This is a genomic window from Pseudoduganella sp. UC29_106 (genome assembly GCF_044055365.1).
In the GTDB taxonomy this organism is placed as follows: domain Bacteria; phylum Pseudomonadota; class Gammaproteobacteria; order Burkholderiales; family Burkholderiaceae_D; genus Rugamonas.
The window spans coordinates 7241538-7258204 of record NZ_CP171977.1 but is presented as its reverse complement, the minus strand read 5'-3'; the positions used below and the strand labels follow the sequence as shown (position 1 = coordinate 7258204).

Annotated in this window: 12 protein-coding genes; 3 read left to right on the top strand and 9 right to left on the bottom strand. The window is 64.6% G+C overall.

What is annotated here, in order from left to right; genetic code table 11:
- Together ACHMW6_RS35945 and ACHMW6_RS35940 are read right to left on the bottom strand one after the other, a co-directional pair.
- Positions 1 to 2175, bottom strand: a complete 2175-nt coding sequence (locus tag ACHMW6_RS35945) for a molybdopterin cofactor-binding domain-containing protein (protein ID WP_395404518.1) — start codon at positions 2173 to 2175, stop codon at positions 1 to 3.
- The gene (locus ACHMW6_RS35940; RefSeq protein ID WP_395404516.1) at positions 2172 to 2666 is read right to left on the bottom strand and encodes a (2Fe-2S)-binding protein; all 495 of its coding nucleotides are present in this window, start codon (positions 2664 to 2666) and stop codon (positions 2172 to 2174) included. Before ACHMW6_RS35940 ends, ACHMW6_RS35945 begins: the two co-directional genes overlap by 4 nt.
- 143 nt (positions 2667 to 2809) lie before the next feature.
- Here ACHMW6_RS35940 and ACHMW6_RS35935 point away from each other — a divergent pair, with 143 nt between their 5' ends.
- Complete coding sequence (locus ACHMW6_RS35935; RefSeq protein ID WP_395404514.1) at positions 2810 to 3409, top strand: OmpW family protein; 600 nt, start codon at positions 2810 to 2812, stop codon at positions 3407 to 3409.
- On the opposite strand, the gene ACHMW6_RS35930 is transcribed toward ACHMW6_RS35935, so the two are convergent.
- The gene (locus ACHMW6_RS35930; RefSeq protein ID WP_395404512.1) at positions 3406 to 3864 is read right to left on the bottom strand and encodes a DUF2244 domain-containing protein; all 459 of its coding nucleotides are present in this window, start codon (positions 3862 to 3864) and stop codon (positions 3406 to 3408) included. The genes ACHMW6_RS35935 and ACHMW6_RS35930 overlap by 4 nt on opposite strands.
- 225 nt (positions 3865 to 4089) lie before the next feature.
- Between ACHMW6_RS35930 and ACHMW6_RS35925 the strand changes: the two genes are divergently transcribed.
- On the top strand, positions 4090 to 5811 hold the full coding sequence (locus ACHMW6_RS35925; protein ID WP_395404510.1) for a methyl-accepting chemotaxis protein: 1722 nt from the start codon (positions 4090 to 4092) through the stop codon (positions 5809 to 5811).
- On the opposite strand, the gene ACHMW6_RS35920 is transcribed toward ACHMW6_RS35925, so the two are convergent.
- From ACHMW6_RS35920 to ACHMW6_RS35900, 5 genes are read right to left on the bottom strand one after another with little or no spacing between them, the layout of a single operon-like run.
- Entirely contained in the window at positions 5808 to 6050 is a 243-nt protein-coding gene (locus tag ACHMW6_RS35920) for a hypothetical protein (RefSeq protein WP_395404508.1), read from the bottom strand. The genes ACHMW6_RS35925 and ACHMW6_RS35920 overlap by 4 nt on opposite strands.
- Before the next feature lie 9 nt (positions 6051 to 6059).
- Positions 6060 to 9329 (bottom strand): S8 family serine peptidase, encoded by a 3270-nt coding sequence (locus ACHMW6_RS35915; protein WP_395404506.1) that lies wholly within the window; start codon positions 9327 to 9329, stop codon positions 6060 to 6062.
- The gene (locus ACHMW6_RS35910; RefSeq protein ID WP_395404504.1) at positions 9319 to 9933 is read right to left on the bottom strand and encodes a chemotaxis protein CheB; all 615 of its coding nucleotides are present in this window, start codon (positions 9931 to 9933) and stop codon (positions 9319 to 9321) included. Before ACHMW6_RS35910 ends, ACHMW6_RS35915 begins: the two co-directional genes overlap by 11 nt.
- Complete coding sequence (locus tag ACHMW6_RS35905) at positions 9933 to 10760, bottom strand: CheR family methyltransferase (RefSeq protein ID WP_395404502.1); 828 nt, start codon at positions 10758 to 10760, stop codon at positions 9933 to 9935. The genes ACHMW6_RS35910 and ACHMW6_RS35905 overlap by 1 nt, the downstream gene beginning before the upstream one ends.
- A 3-nt stretch (positions 10761 to 10763) precedes the next feature.
- Positions 10764 to 14405: a response regulator gene (locus tag ACHMW6_RS35900; protein ID WP_395404500.1), complete on the bottom strand. Its 3642-nt coding sequence runs from the start codon at positions 14403 to 14405 to the stop codon at positions 10764 to 10766.
- Between the two features lie 127 nt (positions 14406 to 14532).
- Here ACHMW6_RS35900 and ACHMW6_RS35895 point away from each other — a divergent pair, with 127 nt between their 5' ends.
- Entirely contained in the window at positions 14533 to 14970 is a 438-nt protein-coding gene (locus ACHMW6_RS35895) for a hypothetical protein (protein WP_395404498.1), read from the top strand.
- On the opposite strand, the gene ACHMW6_RS35890 is transcribed toward ACHMW6_RS35895, so the two are convergent.
- Positions 14967 to 16586, bottom strand: a complete 1620-nt coding sequence (locus ACHMW6_RS35890; protein WP_395404496.1) for a methyl-accepting chemotaxis protein — start codon at positions 16584 to 16586, stop codon at positions 14967 to 14969. The genes ACHMW6_RS35895 and ACHMW6_RS35890 overlap by 4 nt on opposite strands.
- Positions 16587 to 16667 lie beyond the last annotated feature (81 nt).

Here is a 16667-nt window from a genome sequence, read left to right as displayed (position 1 = left end):
CTATGCCTTCAGGCTGTGGTTCTTCAGCGGCAGGTCGCGGATGCGCTTGCCGGTGGCGGCAAAGATGGCGTTCAGCACGGCCGGTGCGGCGACGGCGATGGTTGGCTCGCCTACGCCGCCCCAGAAGCCGCCGCTTGGCATCACGATGGTTTCCACGGCCGGCATCTCGTCCATCTTCAGCACGTTGTAGGTGTCGAAGTTGGTTTGCTCGATTTGACCGTCCTTCAGCGTGCATTCGCCGTACAGCGCGGCGGACAGGCCGTACACGAAGGAGCCTTCAACCTGGGCTTCGATCTGCTGCGGGTTCACGGCGTAGCCTGGGTCGGTGGCGGCGACGATGCGGTGGATCTTCAGCTTGCCGGTCTTCTTGTCGACCGAAACCTCGGCCACCGCAGCCACGTAGCTGCCGAAACCCATGGTCTGCGCGATGCCGCGGTAGACGCCCTTCTTCAGCGGCTTGCCCCAGCCGGCCTTCTCGGCCACGGCATTCAGCACCGCCAAGTGCTTGGGATGGTCCTTCATCAGCCTGCGGCGCAGCGCCAGCGGGTCCTGCTTGGTGGCGTGGGCCACTTCGTCGATGAAGCATTCGAGGTAGACGGTGTTCTGGTTCAGGTTCACGCCGCGCCAGAAGCCGGGCGGCGTGGGCGGGTTGCGCATGGCGTGGTCGATCAGCAGGTTCGGCACGCTGTAGCCGATGGAGGCTTCCGGCCCGGGCGCGTTCAGGCCCTGGAACACGGCCGGGTCTTTGCCGTCCTTCACGTTCTGCGGGAAAATCGCAGCGAGGATGGACTGACCGGAGATGCGCATGTGCAGCGACGTTACCTCGCCCTTCGCATCCAGCCCGGCGGTCATCTTGCACTGGGTGATCGGGTGGTAGCGGCCGTGGGTCATGTCTTCCTCACGGGTCCAGATCAATTTGACTGGCGTGCCTGGCATTTCTTTTGCGATCAATACTGCCTGGCGCACCCAGTCGTGCACGGCGCCGCGGCGGCCGAAGCCACCGCCCAGGTGCAGCTTGTACACCTCGCACTTGTTCTGCGGCAGGCCGGCAGCTTCGGACGCAGCGGCCAGCGCGGCTTCGCCGTTCTGGGTCGGCGTCCACACTTCGCAGCGCTCCGGCGTCCACTTGGCGGTGGCATTCATCACTTCCATCGTGGCGTGGTTCTGGTGCGGGTAGCTGTAGACGGCTTCAACTTTGCGCACGGCGCCGGCCAGGCCGGACTTCACGTCGCCATTGCTGTTGCCGACGGCTGCTTCAGTCGCGTCCAGGCCTTCCTTCAGCATCTTGTTGACGTCCGCCTGCTGCAGGCCGGCGTTGGGGCCTTTGTCCCATTCGATCGGCAGCGCATCGAGCGCGCTGCGGGCGCGCCACCAGGTATCCGCGATCACGGCCACGGCGGAGTCGCCGATCTGCACCACCTTCTTCACGCCGGGCTTGCCGGAGATGGCGGCGGCGTCGAAGCTCTTGACCTTGCCGCCGAAGACGGGGCAATCCTTGATCGCTGCGTTCAGCATGCCGGGCATGGTCAGGTCCATGCCGTAAATCTGTTTGCCTGTGGTCTTGTCGACGGTATCCAGCCGCGCCAGGCGCTTGCCGGCCAGCTTCCAGTCCTTCGGGTCTTTCAGCTTGACGTCGACCGGCGCCTGCAGCTTGCCGGCGGCATCGGCCACGGCGCCATACGTCAGCTTGCGGCCGGACGGCTTGTGCGTGATTACGCTCTTTTCGGCCAGGCATTCGGCGACGGGCACATTCCATTGCGTGGCGGCGGCCTGCGTCAGCATCATGCGCGCTGCGGCGCCGCCCTTGCGCACGTATTCGTGCGACTCGCGCACGCCGCGGCTGCCGCCGGTGGAGAAGCTGCCCCACACGCGGTTGCGCGCCAGCTGCTGGCCGGGCGTCGGGTATTCGGTGGTGACCTTGGACCAGTCGGCGTCCAGCTCCTCGGCCACCAGCTGGGCCAGGCCGGTCAGCGTGCCCTGGCCCATTTCGGAGCGGGCGATGCGGATCACGATGGTGTCGTCGGGCTTGACCACGACCCAGGCGTTGATTTCAGGTGCCGTGGCGGTCTGCGCGATCGCGTCAAACGGGATATGGAAGCCGAACATCAGGCCAGCGGCGGCGCCGGCGGACTTGCCCAGGAAGCTGCGGCGCGATGGCGATGCGATCTGGCTCATGCTTTGCTCCCTTCAACGATGTTCAGGCCAGCGCTCTTCACGTCGCCGCCCTTCGCCACAACGTGGATGGCCTTGCGTACGCGGTTGTAGGTGCCGCAGCGGCAGATGTTGGACATGGCCGCGTCGATATCGGCGTCCGTTGGTTTCGGTTTCTGCTTCAGCAGCGCGGTGGCGGCCATGATCATGCCGGACTGGCAGAAGCCGCACTGCGGCACGTCCAGCGCGGCCCAGGCTTTCTGCACCGGGTGGGAGCCATCTTTGGACAAGCCTTCGATCGTGACGATCTTCGCGTTGGCGTCAACGGTGGATACGGGGCGCACGCAGCTGCGGGTCGCTTCGCCGTCGATATGCACGGTGCAGGCGCCGCATTGGGCCACGCCGCAGCCGTACTTGGTGCCGGTGAGGCCCAGTTGTTCCCGCAATACCCACAGGAGCGGCGTGTCCTCCTCCGCCTCGAACTCACGCACTTGTCCATTGACGTTTAGCTTCATGCCGGCCTCCAAAGGTGGGTTAAGCGCGCATCTTACTCCGGAATTTTGATACGCGTATTCATTTGGGCAATTTTGATTTGTATCAAAGATTTTGCTGCGCTGCGTCAATAGACTTTCACTCGTTAATACGACAGAGGAATGACATGAAACGAGTAGTGATGACGATGATCCTGGGCGCGCTGTCCCTGAATGCAGTGGCTGAAACCCCTTGGCTGGTAAGGGCGCGCGCGGTGCACATCGACACGGCGGACAAGTCCGACCCCGTAGCCGGCGCGGGCGCTTCCGACCGGCTCAGCGTGAGTTCCAGGACGATACCAGAAGTAGATATTTCCTACTTTTTCACGCAGCATATCGCGGCAGAACTGGTGCTTACGTACCCGCAAAAACACGATGTTTACCTGGACGGCAAATCGATCGGCACCTTCCGCCACCTGCCGCCTACCCTGCTGGCGCAATACCATTTCCTGCCCGGTGCGCAGTTCGATCCTTACGTGGGCGCGGGCGTGAACTGGACCACCTTCTCGAAGAACAGGTTATTGAACGGCGCGGCTAGCCTGGAGCATGACAGCGTGGGCCTGGCCGTCCAGGCGGGCGTGGATGTGAAGCTGACCGGCAACTGGTCACTGAACCTGGATGTGAAGAAGATGCGCCTGCGCAGCGATGTGCTGATCGGCGGCGTGAAGGCGAGCGCGGTGCGCGTTGATCCGGTGCTGCTTGGCGTCGGCGTCGGCTATCGCTTTTAAGTGTGCGTGATGGCGTAGCGCAGCTCCTGGGCGAGCGCGCGGCGGTGGGGGGCGGTGGCGAAGGTGCCGATGTCCACGGCCACTCCGCGCGATTCGAGGTGGATCAACTCGCCGGGGCGCTCCGGTGCATGCATGCGCAGCCAGCAGGTATCGAGTTTCACGCTGCGCATATGGCCGGCGCTGACCTGCTCGATCAGCAGGCTGCCGTCGGCGAGGACGATGTGCTCATAGTCTGTGGCGTGGCGCGCGTAGTAGAGGAAGGCGGCTGCAACGGCCGCCATTTCGACCGCGGTGAAAATCAGGATGTGCCACAAGCCGGCCAGCGTGAAGCCGGCGGCCACGCCGAAAGAGAACACGCACATCAGCGCGTAGGCGACACCCAGCTGCCCCGGCGTGAGCGAACAGTTCCGCCGCAGCAGCCATTCCTTTCCTTCCATCGGCAGGTCACGTTTCACGGTTTTCCCCTGCTATCCTCACGGCCCTATTCTATGCCAGAAGTCCACGCCCACGCTTATCTGGTCAACTTTGGCTGATTGACAAGCCGTTGTTGCTGGACGACAAGTAGCTAAAAATCCGTTTTCAATTAGGCAAAACAACCGAAAAACCGCGCGTTAATTGGGGAGAATTAGGGCTCGAGGGATAGCGAGAGCCCTCTTTCACAAAAGACTACGGGGAAATCAATGTCGTTTGCCAATCTGAAGATCGGTGCCCGGCTTGGGCTGGGATTTGCTGCGGTGCTTGCGCTGCTGGTGGTGATACTGGGGATGGGGCTGGGCGCCATGTCCCGCATCGGCAGCCGCACGCACGATATCGTGACGGACAAGAATGTAAAAATGGCGGCCGCCAATGATATGGTCGACAACGTCCGCAACATCACGCTGGCGTTGACGACCATGGTGGTCGTGCCCAGCACGCCGCAGATGGAAGCCGAGCTGGCGAAAGTGGCGGAAGCGCGCAAGAAGTATGGCAAGGCCAAGGACGTCCTGGCCAGCAAGATCTCCACTGACAAGGAGAAAGAGCTGATGGCCGCCGTGGACGAAGCGCTGAAGACCGGCGCGGCCACGAACAATAAGCTGATCCAGCTGCGCAAGGATGGCGAGATCCAGGATGCGACCGAGTACCTGCTGAAGGAATCCGGCCCGGTGCAGGTGAAGGCCCTGCAGGCGCTGGACACGCTGATCGCCTACGAGGCCAAGCAGGCGGAGGAAGCAGGCACGGAAGTGGACAGCGTCTATTCCAGCTCGCAGACCATGCTGATCGCCCTTGGTTCGCTGGCCGTGCTGATTGGCGCCGCCGTGGCCTGGTTCATCACGCACTCGATCACGGCGCCGATCAATGAAGCGGTGGAAGTGGCGGAGACGGTGGCGTCGGGCGACCTGTCCTCTCGCATCGAAACTTCGCGCGGCGATGAAACGGGACGCCTGCTGAAGGCGCTGAAAGCGATGAATGATGCGCTGCTAAATGTGGTGTCCCAGGTGCGTAGCGGCACCGATGCGATCACCACGGCTTCGAGCGAAATCGCGGCCGGCAACCTGGACCTCTCCTCCCGCACGGAACAACAGGCGTCCTCACTGGAGGAAACCGCTTCGTCGATGGAGGAACTCACCTCCACCGTGAAGCAGAATGCGGACAATGCGCGCCAGGCCAACACGCTGGCCGCCAGTGCTTCGGAAGTGGCCACCAAGGGCGGCGATATCGTGTCCCAGGTGGTGACGACGATGGGCACGATTAACGACTCCTCGCGAAAAATCGTCGACATTATTTCTGTCATCGATGGAATCGCTTTCCAGACTAATATCCTGGCGCTGAACGCTGCCGTGGAAGCCGCGCGCGCCGGCGAACAGGGCCGCGGCTTCGCGGTGGTGGCGACCGAAGTGCGCAACCTGGCGCAGCGGTCGGCAGCGGCGGCCAAGGAAATCAAGGAGCTGATTTCGGCTTCCGTGGCGAATGTGGACGAAGGTTCGCGCCTGGTGAACGACGCCGGCCAGACCATGGGCGATATCGTCACCAGCATCCAGCGCGTGACGGACATCATGGGCGAGATCACGTCCGCCTCGCAGGAGCAGACGCTGGGCATTGAACAGATCAACTCCGCTATTGCGCAGATGGACGAGGTCACTCAGCAGAATGCCGCCCTGGTCGAGGAAGCGGCGGCGGCTTCGCAGAGCATGCAGGAACAGGCGGCCAGCCTGGCGTCGGTGGTGGGCTTCTTCAAGACGGGACACGTGACGGCGGCGCCGGTGGCCAAGGTAGCGAAAGCGGCGGCGGTGGCGCGCCTGGCGAAGCCGGCGGCGCCGGTACGGCAGACGGCAGCGCCGGCGGCCAAGCCCGCGCGGACGGCGACCGGCAGCACGAAACGCGTCGCGGTTGCTCCGCAAACGGACGAGTGGGAAGAGTTCTAAGCCGGTTTATCCGGATGCAGGCAGGTGTCGGGCACCGGGGTTGGGGGGCCCTGCTCGACCGCCAGCCACCCCGGCAGGCGCTGGCGCAGCGCCTCCAGCTCGCAGGGATCGAAATCGATCAGCAGGTTCTTGCCTTCCTTCCCCAGCACCTTGGCTGCGGCGAAGCTGCGCACGACCGTTTCCGCATCCTCGGCCGAGAGCGATGCGGTTTTGGTTTGGCGTAGAAGAACCTTGAGCATCAGTCCAGTTTAGTCCAGCAATCCCAGCCCTTCAAACTCGCGCGCCAGGCCAAGGCTTTTCGCGTCGCCGTTGATCACCTTCAGCATCTCAATCGAACGCTTGCCGTCGCGTGGCATCGCCAGCACTTTCGGGTTTTGCGCCAGCAGCGCGGCGGCGGCGCCGGTGACGGCCGGCGTGGCCATCGACGTGCCGCTCATCACGGCGTAGGCGCCACCCGGGACGGTGGACACGATCCCCACGCCCGGCCCGGTCAGGTCCACTTCCGGGCCGATATTGGAAAAGCCGGCCACGAACACTTCCTTGTCCTTCGGCGCGAAGGGTTCCTGCACATCCATCGCTTCGCTGGAATCTTCGGGGAAACTGCCCTTGCGGCCGATAGCGGACACGCTGACCGATTCCGGCCAGCGTGCGGGGTAGTTGACCGGGCCGCGTCCATCGTTGCCGGTGGCGCAGATGCACAGCGTGCCCTTGTCGAAAGCATCCTTGATCGCTTCGCGCACGGCTTCATCGCGTTCGGCGCCGCCCAGGCTCATGTTGAGCAGGTCGCAGCCGTCCGTTACGCCGCGGTCGATGGCGCGGATGATGTCGTAATTGGTGGCGCCGCCGCCCGCGTTGGGGAAGACGCGGTAGCTCATCAGCTTCACGCCGGGCGCCACGCCGCGCTTGCCCGTTGGCGCCTTGCCATGACTGGACACGATGCCCGCCACGTGGCTGCCATGCTCGCCCTCCTCCGCTGCCGGCCCCGGGCCGCCGGCGTCGTTTTCCGCCACCACGAAGGCCGCGCCGCCGGCGACTTTCAGGTCCGGGTGGTCGAGCGCGACACCGGTGTCGATGATGCCGACGGTGACACCTTTGCCCGCATCCGCGGGCTTCTTGCCGTACAGGCGCGAAAGGTAGTCGTCTTCCTTCAGGTCGACGGCCTTCAGCTCGACCTTCGCTCCGTTGCGCAGCTTGACCTTTGTCTTGTAGAGGCCCCAGTAGCCGGACGGGCCGTAGATCAGCAGCACGTCCAGCATTCGGTTGGCGTCGATTGCCAGGCTGGCGATACCGCCCGCGTCGCTGGTGGCTTCGGCGCCGGCGCGCTGCTCGAAGTTGGTGAAGGCGACCACGTGGGCGCCCTGCACGGGCGCACCGTCCGTATCGCGGACGATCTTCACCTCAAGCCTGGCGGCTTTGGCCTTGACCTGCTTGAACAGGGGGCTGATCTCCAGCATCGGCCGCCGCGTGGTTTCGTAGATCACCAGCGGCAGCACGCGCACGCCGGGGGCCTTGGCCTTCAATTCGAGCACTTCGTCTTGCGTCAGGGCGGCCAGCTTGGCGCCGTCGTCGTGGGTGGAGTGCAGGATCTGGGGCGTGACGATGGCTTGCTCCGGCACCGTCGGCAGCGCTGCGGCCTTGGCCAGCAGGGCGACGGATTTTGGTGTGTTGCGCACTTCGGGGACGGTTTGCTGCACGGCGGCCAGCTCGGGGGAGCGCATGCCGCGGATCGGCAGCAGCACGTATTCGCCGACTTCCCAGTCGCGGCGGTGGAAGTCGGCCAGGCGGTAGGGGGCCAGCAGGGGCAGGGGCGGCAGCGGACGCCGCGCGGGCGGGGCGACGGCGCCGCTCGGCCCGGCCGCATCTGCAACGGCGGCGCCGGTTGAGTCAGCGGCGATGGCGGCGCTGCCTGCGGCGCGGGACGAGGCGGAGTCAGACACGGCGCGCAGCTGGCGCGCGGCGGCGACCATGCGCTCGCCTTCGCCGGACAGCACGGCCTGGAAGAAATCGAGCAGCACATCGATGAAGGCCAGCCTGTCGGCCAGGCCGGCGATGCGGGCGTATGCGGACAAGGCATAGTCCACCGCCCCGTTCACGTGCGCGGCGCTGACGCGAGGCTGGCTGGGCGCCAGGCCGATGTCGGCAGCGCGGTCAAGCCACACGGACAGGTTCAGCAGGCTGTGCGTGCGGCGCAGGATCTGGCGCTGCTCGGTGAAGGTGGTGTTGTCGTCGATAACGCCGCAGAAGTCGCCCGCAAGCGACACCAGGCGCAGCACCGAATGCTGCAAGTCCGAAGCGCGGATATGGTCGCCGCGCCGGGCAGGCGCCAGCCGCGTTCCCGCCGGCCGCGCCATCAGGGCGCCTCCCGCGGCAACACTACTGTAAATACCCGAGCCCTCACCCGGCTTGCTGCGCACGGAAAGCGTGCCGCCATGCGCCTCCACCAGCTGGCGCGAAATATAGAGGCCCAGCCCCAGGCCGGCAGGCGCCTCGTTGGCTGCCGCGCGCTCGAAAGGCTCGAAGATGCGCGGCTGGACATCCTCGGGGATGCCGATGCCCTGGTCCGTCACCTCGATGACTGCCGACTTGCCGTCCGACGACAGGCGGATCTCGATCGGCTTGCCGCCGCCATAGCGCAGTGCATTGGTCAGCAGGTTCACGATCACCTGTTCGATGCGGAACTCGTCCCAGCAGCCGTTAACGGGCGCCGGCGCATTCAGCACCAGCGTGCTGCCCGCCTCGGTCGCCGCGCGCGACAAATCGCTGACCACGCGCGCCAGCATCGCCGCCAGGTCCATATCGCAGGGACGGATCGACAGCATCCCGCTGCGCATGCGCGACACATCCAGCATATCCTCAATCAGGCGGATCATCGCGTGGATTTGCCGCTCGTCCCGCGCAACCATGCGCTGCAGCTGGTCCGGGTCCAGCGCCTCGGCCTTGCCCATGGAGAGCTGCATCTTGCGCATCTGGGTTTCGAGATAAAGCGTATTCAAAGGCGTGCGCAGCTCGTGCGCCACCAGGGACATGAAATCGTCGCGCGCCTTCAGCGCATGCTGCAGCTCTTCCTGCGTGGCATGCAGCTGGCGCACGATGGCCACCTGCTCCTCCACGCGGCGCCGTACTTCCTGCTTCTGCTTGTGCAGGTCCACGAATACATTGACCTTGGACTTCACCGCGTCCGGGTCGAGCGGCTTGTGCAGGAAATCGACCGCGCCGGCCTCGTAGCCCTTGAACGAGTAATTCAGCTCGCGCCCCGCCGCGCTGACGAACACAATCGGGATATGGCGGGTCTTTTCCATCCCGCGCATCAGCTCCGCCAATTCGAAGCCATCCATATCGGGCATTTGCACGTCCACAATCGCCAGCGCGAACTCGTTCTCCAGCAGTAGCGCCAGCGCCTGCTCGCCCGACGTGGCCTGGTGGACCACGCGGTCATCCGCCCGGATCAGGGCGTGCAGCGCACGCAGGTTTTCCGGCAGGTCGTCAACAAGCAGAACATTGACAGGCTCATTCACCATCACTCTTCTCCAGCATCAACAGCAGCCGCTGGATTTCCGCCAGCGGCAGCACCAGGTCCGGCTTGCGCGCTTCAATCGCACGCCGGGGCATCACATCCACTTCCGCTTCCGCAGGGTCCTGCGCCACGGTCAGGCCGCCCGCCTCCCCGATGGCCGCCAGCCCGTGCGCGCCATCGTCGTTCGCGCCCGTCAGCAGGATGCCCACCAGCTCCGGACCATAGGCATCCGCCGCCGACTCCATAGCGACGTCGATGGAAGGCCGGGCGAAGTGCAGCGGCGGATCGCAGCTGAGCGAAACCGCGCCCTCCGCTTCCAGAAGCAAATGATAGCCTGCCGGCGCAAAGTAAAGAGTACCCGGAATCAACTCGTCCTTGTCGCCCGCTTCAACCACCTTCATTTCCATGCGCTGCTGGAATACCTCGGCCAGCTGGCTGGGGCGGCCAGCCATCACATGCAGGACCACCACCACCGGCAAACGGTAGCTTGCCGGCAGGGCAGGCAGGATTTGCAGCAGGGCGCTTACCCCCCCGGCGGAGGCGCCAATGATCACCGCCTCCGGCTGCCGCCCCTGCACTGCTTCTTCCAGCGACGGCTGCTTGTCCATCACAGTTTCCTGAAAATGCGTTCACGTTTCACAATGGGCTCGAAGTGCCGTGCATAGCTGGAAAAATCGATGCTTTCCTTGCTGCCCAGGCCGAGGAAGCCGCGGTGGCACAGGGATTCGTGGAACAGTCCCAGCGCGCGCTCCTGCAGCTTTTTTTTAAAGTAGATCATCACGTTGCGGCAGCTTATGAGTTGAGTTTCGGCGAAGACCGTGTCCGTTGCAAGGCTGTGATCCGCAAAGGTCACGTTCTCGCACAGGGAGCGGTCGAACAGGGCCGCGTTGTAGGCGGCCGTGTAATAGTCCGAGAAGGCGCGCTTGCCGCCCGCCTGCTGGTAGTTCTGCGTGTAGGCGCGCATATTCTCGAGCGGGAACATGCACTTGCGCGCCTTTTCCAGCGACTTCGGGTTGATGTCGGTCGCGTAGATGATGCTGCGCTCCAGCAGGCCCTCCTCCTTCAGCAGGATGGCCAGCGAAAACACTTCCTCGCCCGTGCTGCAGCCTGCCACCCAGATCTTCAGCGAGGGATAGGTGCGCAGCACGGGTATCACGTGCTCGCGCAGGGCCGCGTAATAGCCGGGGTCGCGGAACATTTCAGTAACGGGAATCGTCAGGTATTGCAGCAGTTCGCTGAACGCCTTCGGCTGGTGCACCACGCGCTCCTGCAGCGCCGAGATGGTGGCGCAGCCCAGTTCGCGCATCGCATGCAGTACGCGGCGCTTTTGCGATGCCAGCGTATAGTCGCGGAAGTCATAGCTGTACTTCAGGTAAATCGCCTCCATCAGCAGTTTCAGCTCGATTTCCGTATCGCTGTGATGGGGCTTGTGCATGGCTTACACCCTGTCCATGGCGGGCATCCACACGCGCAGCAGGGAGTAAAGGCGCGACAGGTCGATCGGCTTGGCCAGGTAGTCGCTGGCGCCGGCGGCCAGGCACTGCTCCTGGTCGTCCTTCATGGCCTTGGCGGTGATGGCGATGACGGGCAGGCGCGCGAAGCGCGGGTCGGCGCGCAGGCGGCGCGTGGCTTCCAGGCCGTCCATGCCCGGCATCATGATGTCCATCAGGACCAGGTCGATGTCCGGCACGCTGTCCAGCTTTTCCAGCGCTTCGAAGCCGTTGCGGCCGATTTCCACGATGGCGCCTTTCTGTTCCAGAGCGCTGGTGAGGGCGAAGATGTTGCGCACATCGTCGTCCACCAGCAGGATGCGGCGGTCTTCGAACACGCGGTCGCGGCTGCGTACGGCCTTCAGCATGTTCTGGCGCTCGCTGGAGAGCTCGGATTCGACCTTGTGCAGGAAGAGCGTGACCTCGTCCAGCAGGCGTTCCGGCGAGCGCGCACCCTTGATGATGATGGAGCGCGAGTACTTGTGCAGGTCGGCTTCCTCTTCGCGCGTGAGGCTGCGGCCCGTATAGACGATCACCGGCGGGAAGGACGCAATGCCCTCCTTGCTCATGCGCTCCAGCAGTTCCTTGCCCTGCATGTCCGGCAGCTTCAGGTCGATGATCATGCAGTCGTAGACATTCGCATGCAGCAGCGTCAGTGCTTCCTGGCCGCTGGCGACGGCCTGGATGTCAATATCTTCATCGGAAATCAGCTGCACCACGCTGTCGCGCTGGCGGTCGTCGTCTTCCACCAGCAGGATGTGCTTGACCTTTTGCGTGAACTTCTGTTCCAGGCGACTGAACACTCCTTTCAGTTCTTCACGCGTGGCCGGTTTCTTGGCATAGCCGATGGCGCCCAGGTGCAGGGCCGCTTCGCCATGCTCGGCGGCGGAAACCACGTGGACCGGAATGTGCCGAGTTTTCGGATTTTCCTTCAACAGCTGCAGCACGGAGAGGCCGGAGCGGTCGGGCAGCCGGATGTCGAGCAGGATGGCGGCTGGCTGCTGTTCTTCGGCCAGCTGCAGGCCCTCTTCGGCGTTGAAAGCGACCAGGCAGCGGTATTCCTTTTCGTGGGCGAGATCGAACAGGATGCGCGCGAAATTCGGTTCGTCTTCGATGACCAGGACCAGGCGCTCGGGCGGCGGCGGGAGGCCGCGGTCGTCGTCGAAGGGGCGGGCGGCTGGGGCAGGCGTTTCGGCGGCTCTTGCGCCCTCGATCGCCGCCAGAGGGCCCGTCGCTGTGCGCGCGCTGGCCGCAGTGCCGGCGCCAGCGGCAAGCGCGGCGGCGGACGGACGGAGGGGAGCATCGGCGGCGGAGCGGGTGGAGGCGGCGCCGGTGGCCGCGTCGATCATGGCGGCGCGCTGGCCAGCGTCGGCAGGAGACGCGTCATTGGCGAAGGAAGCGGAAATGCCGATGCTGGCCCCCGGCGCTGAAGCGGGGGGCGGCGGCGCCGCCCATTGCACGGGCAGCGTGAGCGTGAACACGCTGCCCTGCCCCGGCGTGCTCTTGACACTGATCGCCCCGCCCAGCAGCGTGGCAAGGTCGCGCGAAATGGACAAGCCCAGGCCGGTGCCGCCATAGCGCCGGCTGGGCGTGCCGTCGGCCTGCTGGAAGGCGCCGAAAATCGCATCCTGCTGATCCGGGCGGATGCCGATGCCGGTATCCTGCACCATGAAGCTCAGTTGCCCGCTGGCGGCGGCGGACACGCGCAGCAGCACCTTGCCCTCGTCCGTGAACTTCAGCGCGTTGGACAGCAGGTTCTTCATGATCTGCTCCAGCCGCTGTGCGTCGGTATAGATGGATTCCGGCACGCCCGGTTCCACGTCGATCACAAAATCGAGACCCTTCTGGCGCGCCAGCGGATCGAACACTTGCGAGAGATTGTCGATCACGCGCTGCAGCGGCAATTCTTCGGGCGAGAGCTCCAGCTTGCCCGCTTCGACCTTGGAGATGTCGAGGATATCGTTGATCAGGTTGAGCAGGTCGTTGCCGGACGAGTAGATCGTGCTGGCGAAGCGCACCTGCTCCTCGTTCAGGTTGCCCTGCTCGTTATCGGCCAGCAGCTTGGCCAGGATCAGCGCCGAATTCAGCGGCGTGCGCAGCTCGTGCGACATATTGGCCAGGAACTGGGACTTGTACTGGCTGGCCTTCTCCAGGTCGCGCGCTCGCTCCTCCAGCTGGGCGCGCGCTTCGGCCAGCAACTCATTCCGCTGATCCAGCACAATGGCTTGTTCGGCCAGGCGGTCATTGGTCTGTTCCAGTTCCGCCTTCTGGTTCTCCAGGTTGACCTGCGACTGTTCCAGCACGCGGGACTGCTCTTCCAGTTCCTCGTTCGCGGTGCGCAGCTCTTCCTGCTGCACCTGCAGTTCTTCGTTCAGCTGCTGGGTCTCGGTCAGCACGGCGGCCAGCCGCTGGCGTGCCAGCGTGGCCTCGATGGCATTGCCGATATTTCCCGCCACGAGATTCAGGTAATCGATCTCGCGCTCGCCGACGGGGCGCAGGAAGCCCAGCTCCACCACGCCATTGACTTCGCCGTCACTGTCCACCGGCAGGACGATCAGCTCCAGCGGCATGCCCTCGCCCAGCGCGGAACTGACCTTGATATAGCCGGACGGCAGGTCCTTCATGTGCACCAGGCGGCGCGTGGACACAGCCTGGCCCGCAATGCCCTCCTCCGGCTTGAGCACCCTGCCATGCTCCTCATCCTCGCTGCTGAAACCATAGGCCGCGGCGCGGCGCAGCGTGCCATCCTCCTCGCGCACATAGAGCGCGCCCACGGCCACGTCCAGGTAGCGTGCCAGGAAGCGCAGCAGGGTGGTGGACAGCTGGGGCAGCGCCATCTGGCCGATGCCCTGCTCCGCCAGCTGGCTTTGGCCCGAGCGCACCCAGGCCTGGTGCGCCAGCTTTTCCGCGTGCAGGTCCTGCTCGTGCAGCGCCTTGCTGTAGATGGATGATAGGCGCAGCAGATCGCGCCGGCCGAACCAGGCCAGCAGGCCGCTGATCACGAGGCTGAGCGCCAGGAAGCCGGCCACGGTGAAATAAGTGACGCTGCGCGCCTCGGTGGTGCGCTGGTCGCGCACGCGGCGCTCCACCTGCATGAAGTCATCGAACTGGCGCCGCAACTCGTCGAAATCGACCTTGGCGCGGCCGGAGCGGGTCATGCCGAGGTAATCGCCGTTGCTGCGGCGGGCGGCGATCATTTCCTGTGCGTTTTGCTCCCACTGCTGCTGCTGGACACGGATATTCTTCAGCCGCCTGACCTGGTCGCTGTTGTCGGCTACCAGTTCGGCCAGCGCGTCGATGGACGTGCCGATCTTGGGGCGCGCCAGCTTGTAGGGCGCGAGGAAGGTTTCCTCGCCCGTCAGCAGGTAGCCGCGCATGCCGGATTCCATGTCCACCGTCAGCGTGCGCAGCTCGTTGGCCTGGGCGATCACGCGCTCGCTGTGCTCGACCCAGGCCAGGGCGTTCAGCAGGTAGGCGAAAATAGCGACGAACACGCCGGCCGTGACCACGCCCGCGGCCAGCGGCAGCGTGATGTTCCGGCCCAGAATGCGCCGGAAATTCAGGTCATCGATGATGGCAGTACGCGGCATGAGAGTATTGTCTGATCGCTATTGTTTTGCATGAGTGTATCCCAACCGATATTTCACTGGCGCACCCCCGCGCAATCGTGTGCCTTTATAATGGACCGCAAGTTCCTCACACGTGACCACGACGCCCATGCGCCAGATCCTCTTCGTTCTGCCACTGCTGCTCGCCGGCTGCTACAACGATTCCGCCACCTTCTATGCGGACACCAGCCAGGAACACACCCTCACCGTGCGCCGCCAGCAGGACTATTTCTGGAGCGAGGAAGCGCGCTATACGCTGATGGCGACGCGCATGCCGGATTGCCAGCGCCAGATCGCGCTGGCCGAACTGCCGCTGGAAGATACGGAAGTGGAGCTGTTTGCCGGCGGGGACAATCACTGGTCGCTGCGCTCAGGCAAGCAGGTATGGCAGGTCGAGACGCAGACCTGCTCCCTGCTCGGTACCGGCGGCGACCCATTGGGCCAGAAGATCGGCACCTACCACGCCAGCGCCGACAAGATGTACTACCAGGAAGAGGCAGGGGCGGCAGCGCCCGCGGCGCCGCAGTCCCCGGCCGAATCGAATTAAGCGGAGCGGATCGCCAGCGCCTTGCTGCGCGATGCTGGACGGGCGCCTGCCGCCGCGTGCGTTCCGGCGCCCAGCTTGAAGCGGCTGACCAGTTCGGCCAGGTGAGCGGCCTGCTCCTGCATGGCGCCCGCCGCCGCAGCAGCTTCCTCCACCAGCGCGGCATTCTGCTGCGTGACCGAATCCATTTCCGTGATCGCCTGGTTCACATGGCCGATACCGGTGGACTGTTCGCTGGAGGCGGCCGTGATGTCGCCCATGATGGTGGTCACGCGCGACACGCTGGCCACCACCTGCTCCATCGTCGTCCCGGCCTGCGCTACGAGCGCGCTGCCGGCCTCGATGCTGCCCACCGAATCGTCGATCAGCGCCTTGATCTCCTTGGCGGCGGAAGCGCTGCGATGCGCCAGGCTGCGCACTTCACTGGCCACGACCGCGAAGCCGCGTCCGTGCTCGCCGGCGCGCGCCGCTTCCACGGCGGCGTTCAGCGCCAGGATATTGGTCTGGAAAGCGATGCCGTCGATGACGGAGATGATGTCCACGATGCGGGTGGCGGAAGCGTTGATGGTCGCCATTGTGGACACTACTTCGGATACCACGGCGCCGCCCTTCTGCGCGACCTCGGAAGCCGTCTTCGCCAGCTGGTTGGCCTGGTGGGCGTTGGATTCGTTCTGGCTGACGGTGGAAGTCAGCTCCTCCATCGAGGCCGCCGTCTCCTCCAGCGAACTGGCCTGCGATTCGGTGCGCGCCGACAGGTCCATATTGCCGCTGGCGATTTCGGCGGACGCGGTGGCGATGGTGTCCGCGCTGTGGCGGATTTCGCCGATGGTGGCGGCCAGGCTGGCCTGCATGGACTTCATCGCATACAGCACGCTGCCCTTGTCGTTGGCATGGGTATCGACTGCCACGCTCAGGTCCCCGGAAGCGATGCGCGCAGCGACCTCGCCGGCATATTCCGGCTCGCCGCCGATGGTGTGGCGCAGGCTGCGGTTAATCATGCTGGAAATCGCGGCCAGGATGCCGACCACGACCAGGAGCACGACACCCGATTGCAGCAGCTGGCGGCGGAAGGCCACGTCGATATCGTCGGTATAGACGCCGGTGACGAGGTTCCAGTCCCAGGGCTGGTAATGCGCCACGCGGCTGACTTTCGGCACCGGCTCGGTGCTGCCCGGCCGCGCCCAGTGGTAGCTGACGAAGCCCTTGCCTTCCGCACTGGCGCCTGTGCGCACGATGTCCTTGTAGAGATAGGTCCCGTTCGGGTCCTTGAAGTCCAGCACATTCTTGCCGTCGGTTTCAGGCTTGACGGGATTCATCAGCGATACGCCCTCGCCGGTGACGATGGTGATATAGCCATCTTTCGCATAGCGCATGTTCTTGATCACGGCGATGGCTTCGGCCTGGGCGGCCTGCTTCGTCATGGCGCCGGAGGCGGCACGCTCGCCGTAGAGTTTCAGCACGCCGATGCCGGCGTCGTCGATATTGGAGAGGTCCGCCATGCGCTCGCTGACGCGCAGATTGCGGATCTGGATGGCGTCGTAGATGAAGATGGCGGCAATGCACAGCAGGCTGCAGACGAGCGGAATCCACAGCTTCTGCCTGAACGACAGATTATTCATGCTTGATGTCTCCTCTTGTTATGGGAGAAGCATACCGTCTGTTCAGGAGATGCTGCGCGAAAATCGTTCACCGGTGTTGCG

Excerpts from the sequence above, each read along its gene's own strand:
- ACHMW6_RS35920 (WP_395404508.1), bottom strand. The coding sequence starts at position 6,050 with ATGCTCAAGGTTCTTCTACGCCAAACCAAAACCGCATCGCTCTCGGCC.
- ACHMW6_RS35910 (WP_395404504.1), bottom strand. The coding sequence starts at position 9,933 with ATGGACAAGCAGCCGTCGCTGGAAGAAGCAGTGCAGGGGCGGCAGCCG.
- ACHMW6_RS35945 (WP_395404518.1), bottom strand. The coding sequence starts at position 2,175 with ATGAGCCAGATCGCATCGCCATCGCGCCGCAGCTTCCTGGGCAAGTCC.
- ACHMW6_RS35935 (WP_395404514.1), top strand. The coding sequence starts at position 2,810 with ATGAAACGAGTAGTGATGACGATGATCCTGGGCGCGCTGTCCCTGAAT.
- ACHMW6_RS35915 (WP_395404506.1), bottom strand. The coding sequence starts at position 9,329 with ATGGTGAATGAGCCTGTCAATGTTCTGCTTGTTGACGACCTGCCGGAA.
- ACHMW6_RS35895 (WP_395404498.1), top strand. The coding sequence starts at position 14,533 with ATGCGCCAGATCCTCTTCGTTCTGCCACTGCTGCTCGCCGGCTGCTAC.
- ACHMW6_RS35890 (WP_395404496.1), bottom strand. The coding sequence starts at position 16,586 with ATGAATAATCTGTCGTTCAGGCAGAAGCTGTGGATTCCGCTCGTCTGC.
- ACHMW6_RS35925 (WP_395404510.1), top strand. The coding sequence starts at position 4,090 with ATGTCGTTTGCCAATCTGAAGATCGGTGCCCGGCTTGGGCTGGGATTT.
- ACHMW6_RS35900 (WP_395404500.1), bottom strand. The coding sequence starts at position 14,405 with ATGCCGCGTACTGCCATCATCGATGACCTGAATTTCCGGCGCATTCTG.
- ACHMW6_RS35940 (WP_395404516.1), bottom strand. The coding sequence starts at position 2,666 with ATGAAGCTAAACGTCAATGGACAAGTGCGTGAGTTCGAGGCGGAGGAG.
- ACHMW6_RS35905 (WP_395404502.1), bottom strand. The coding sequence starts at position 10,760 with ATGCACAAGCCCCATCACAGCGATACGGAAATCGAGCTGAAACTGCTG.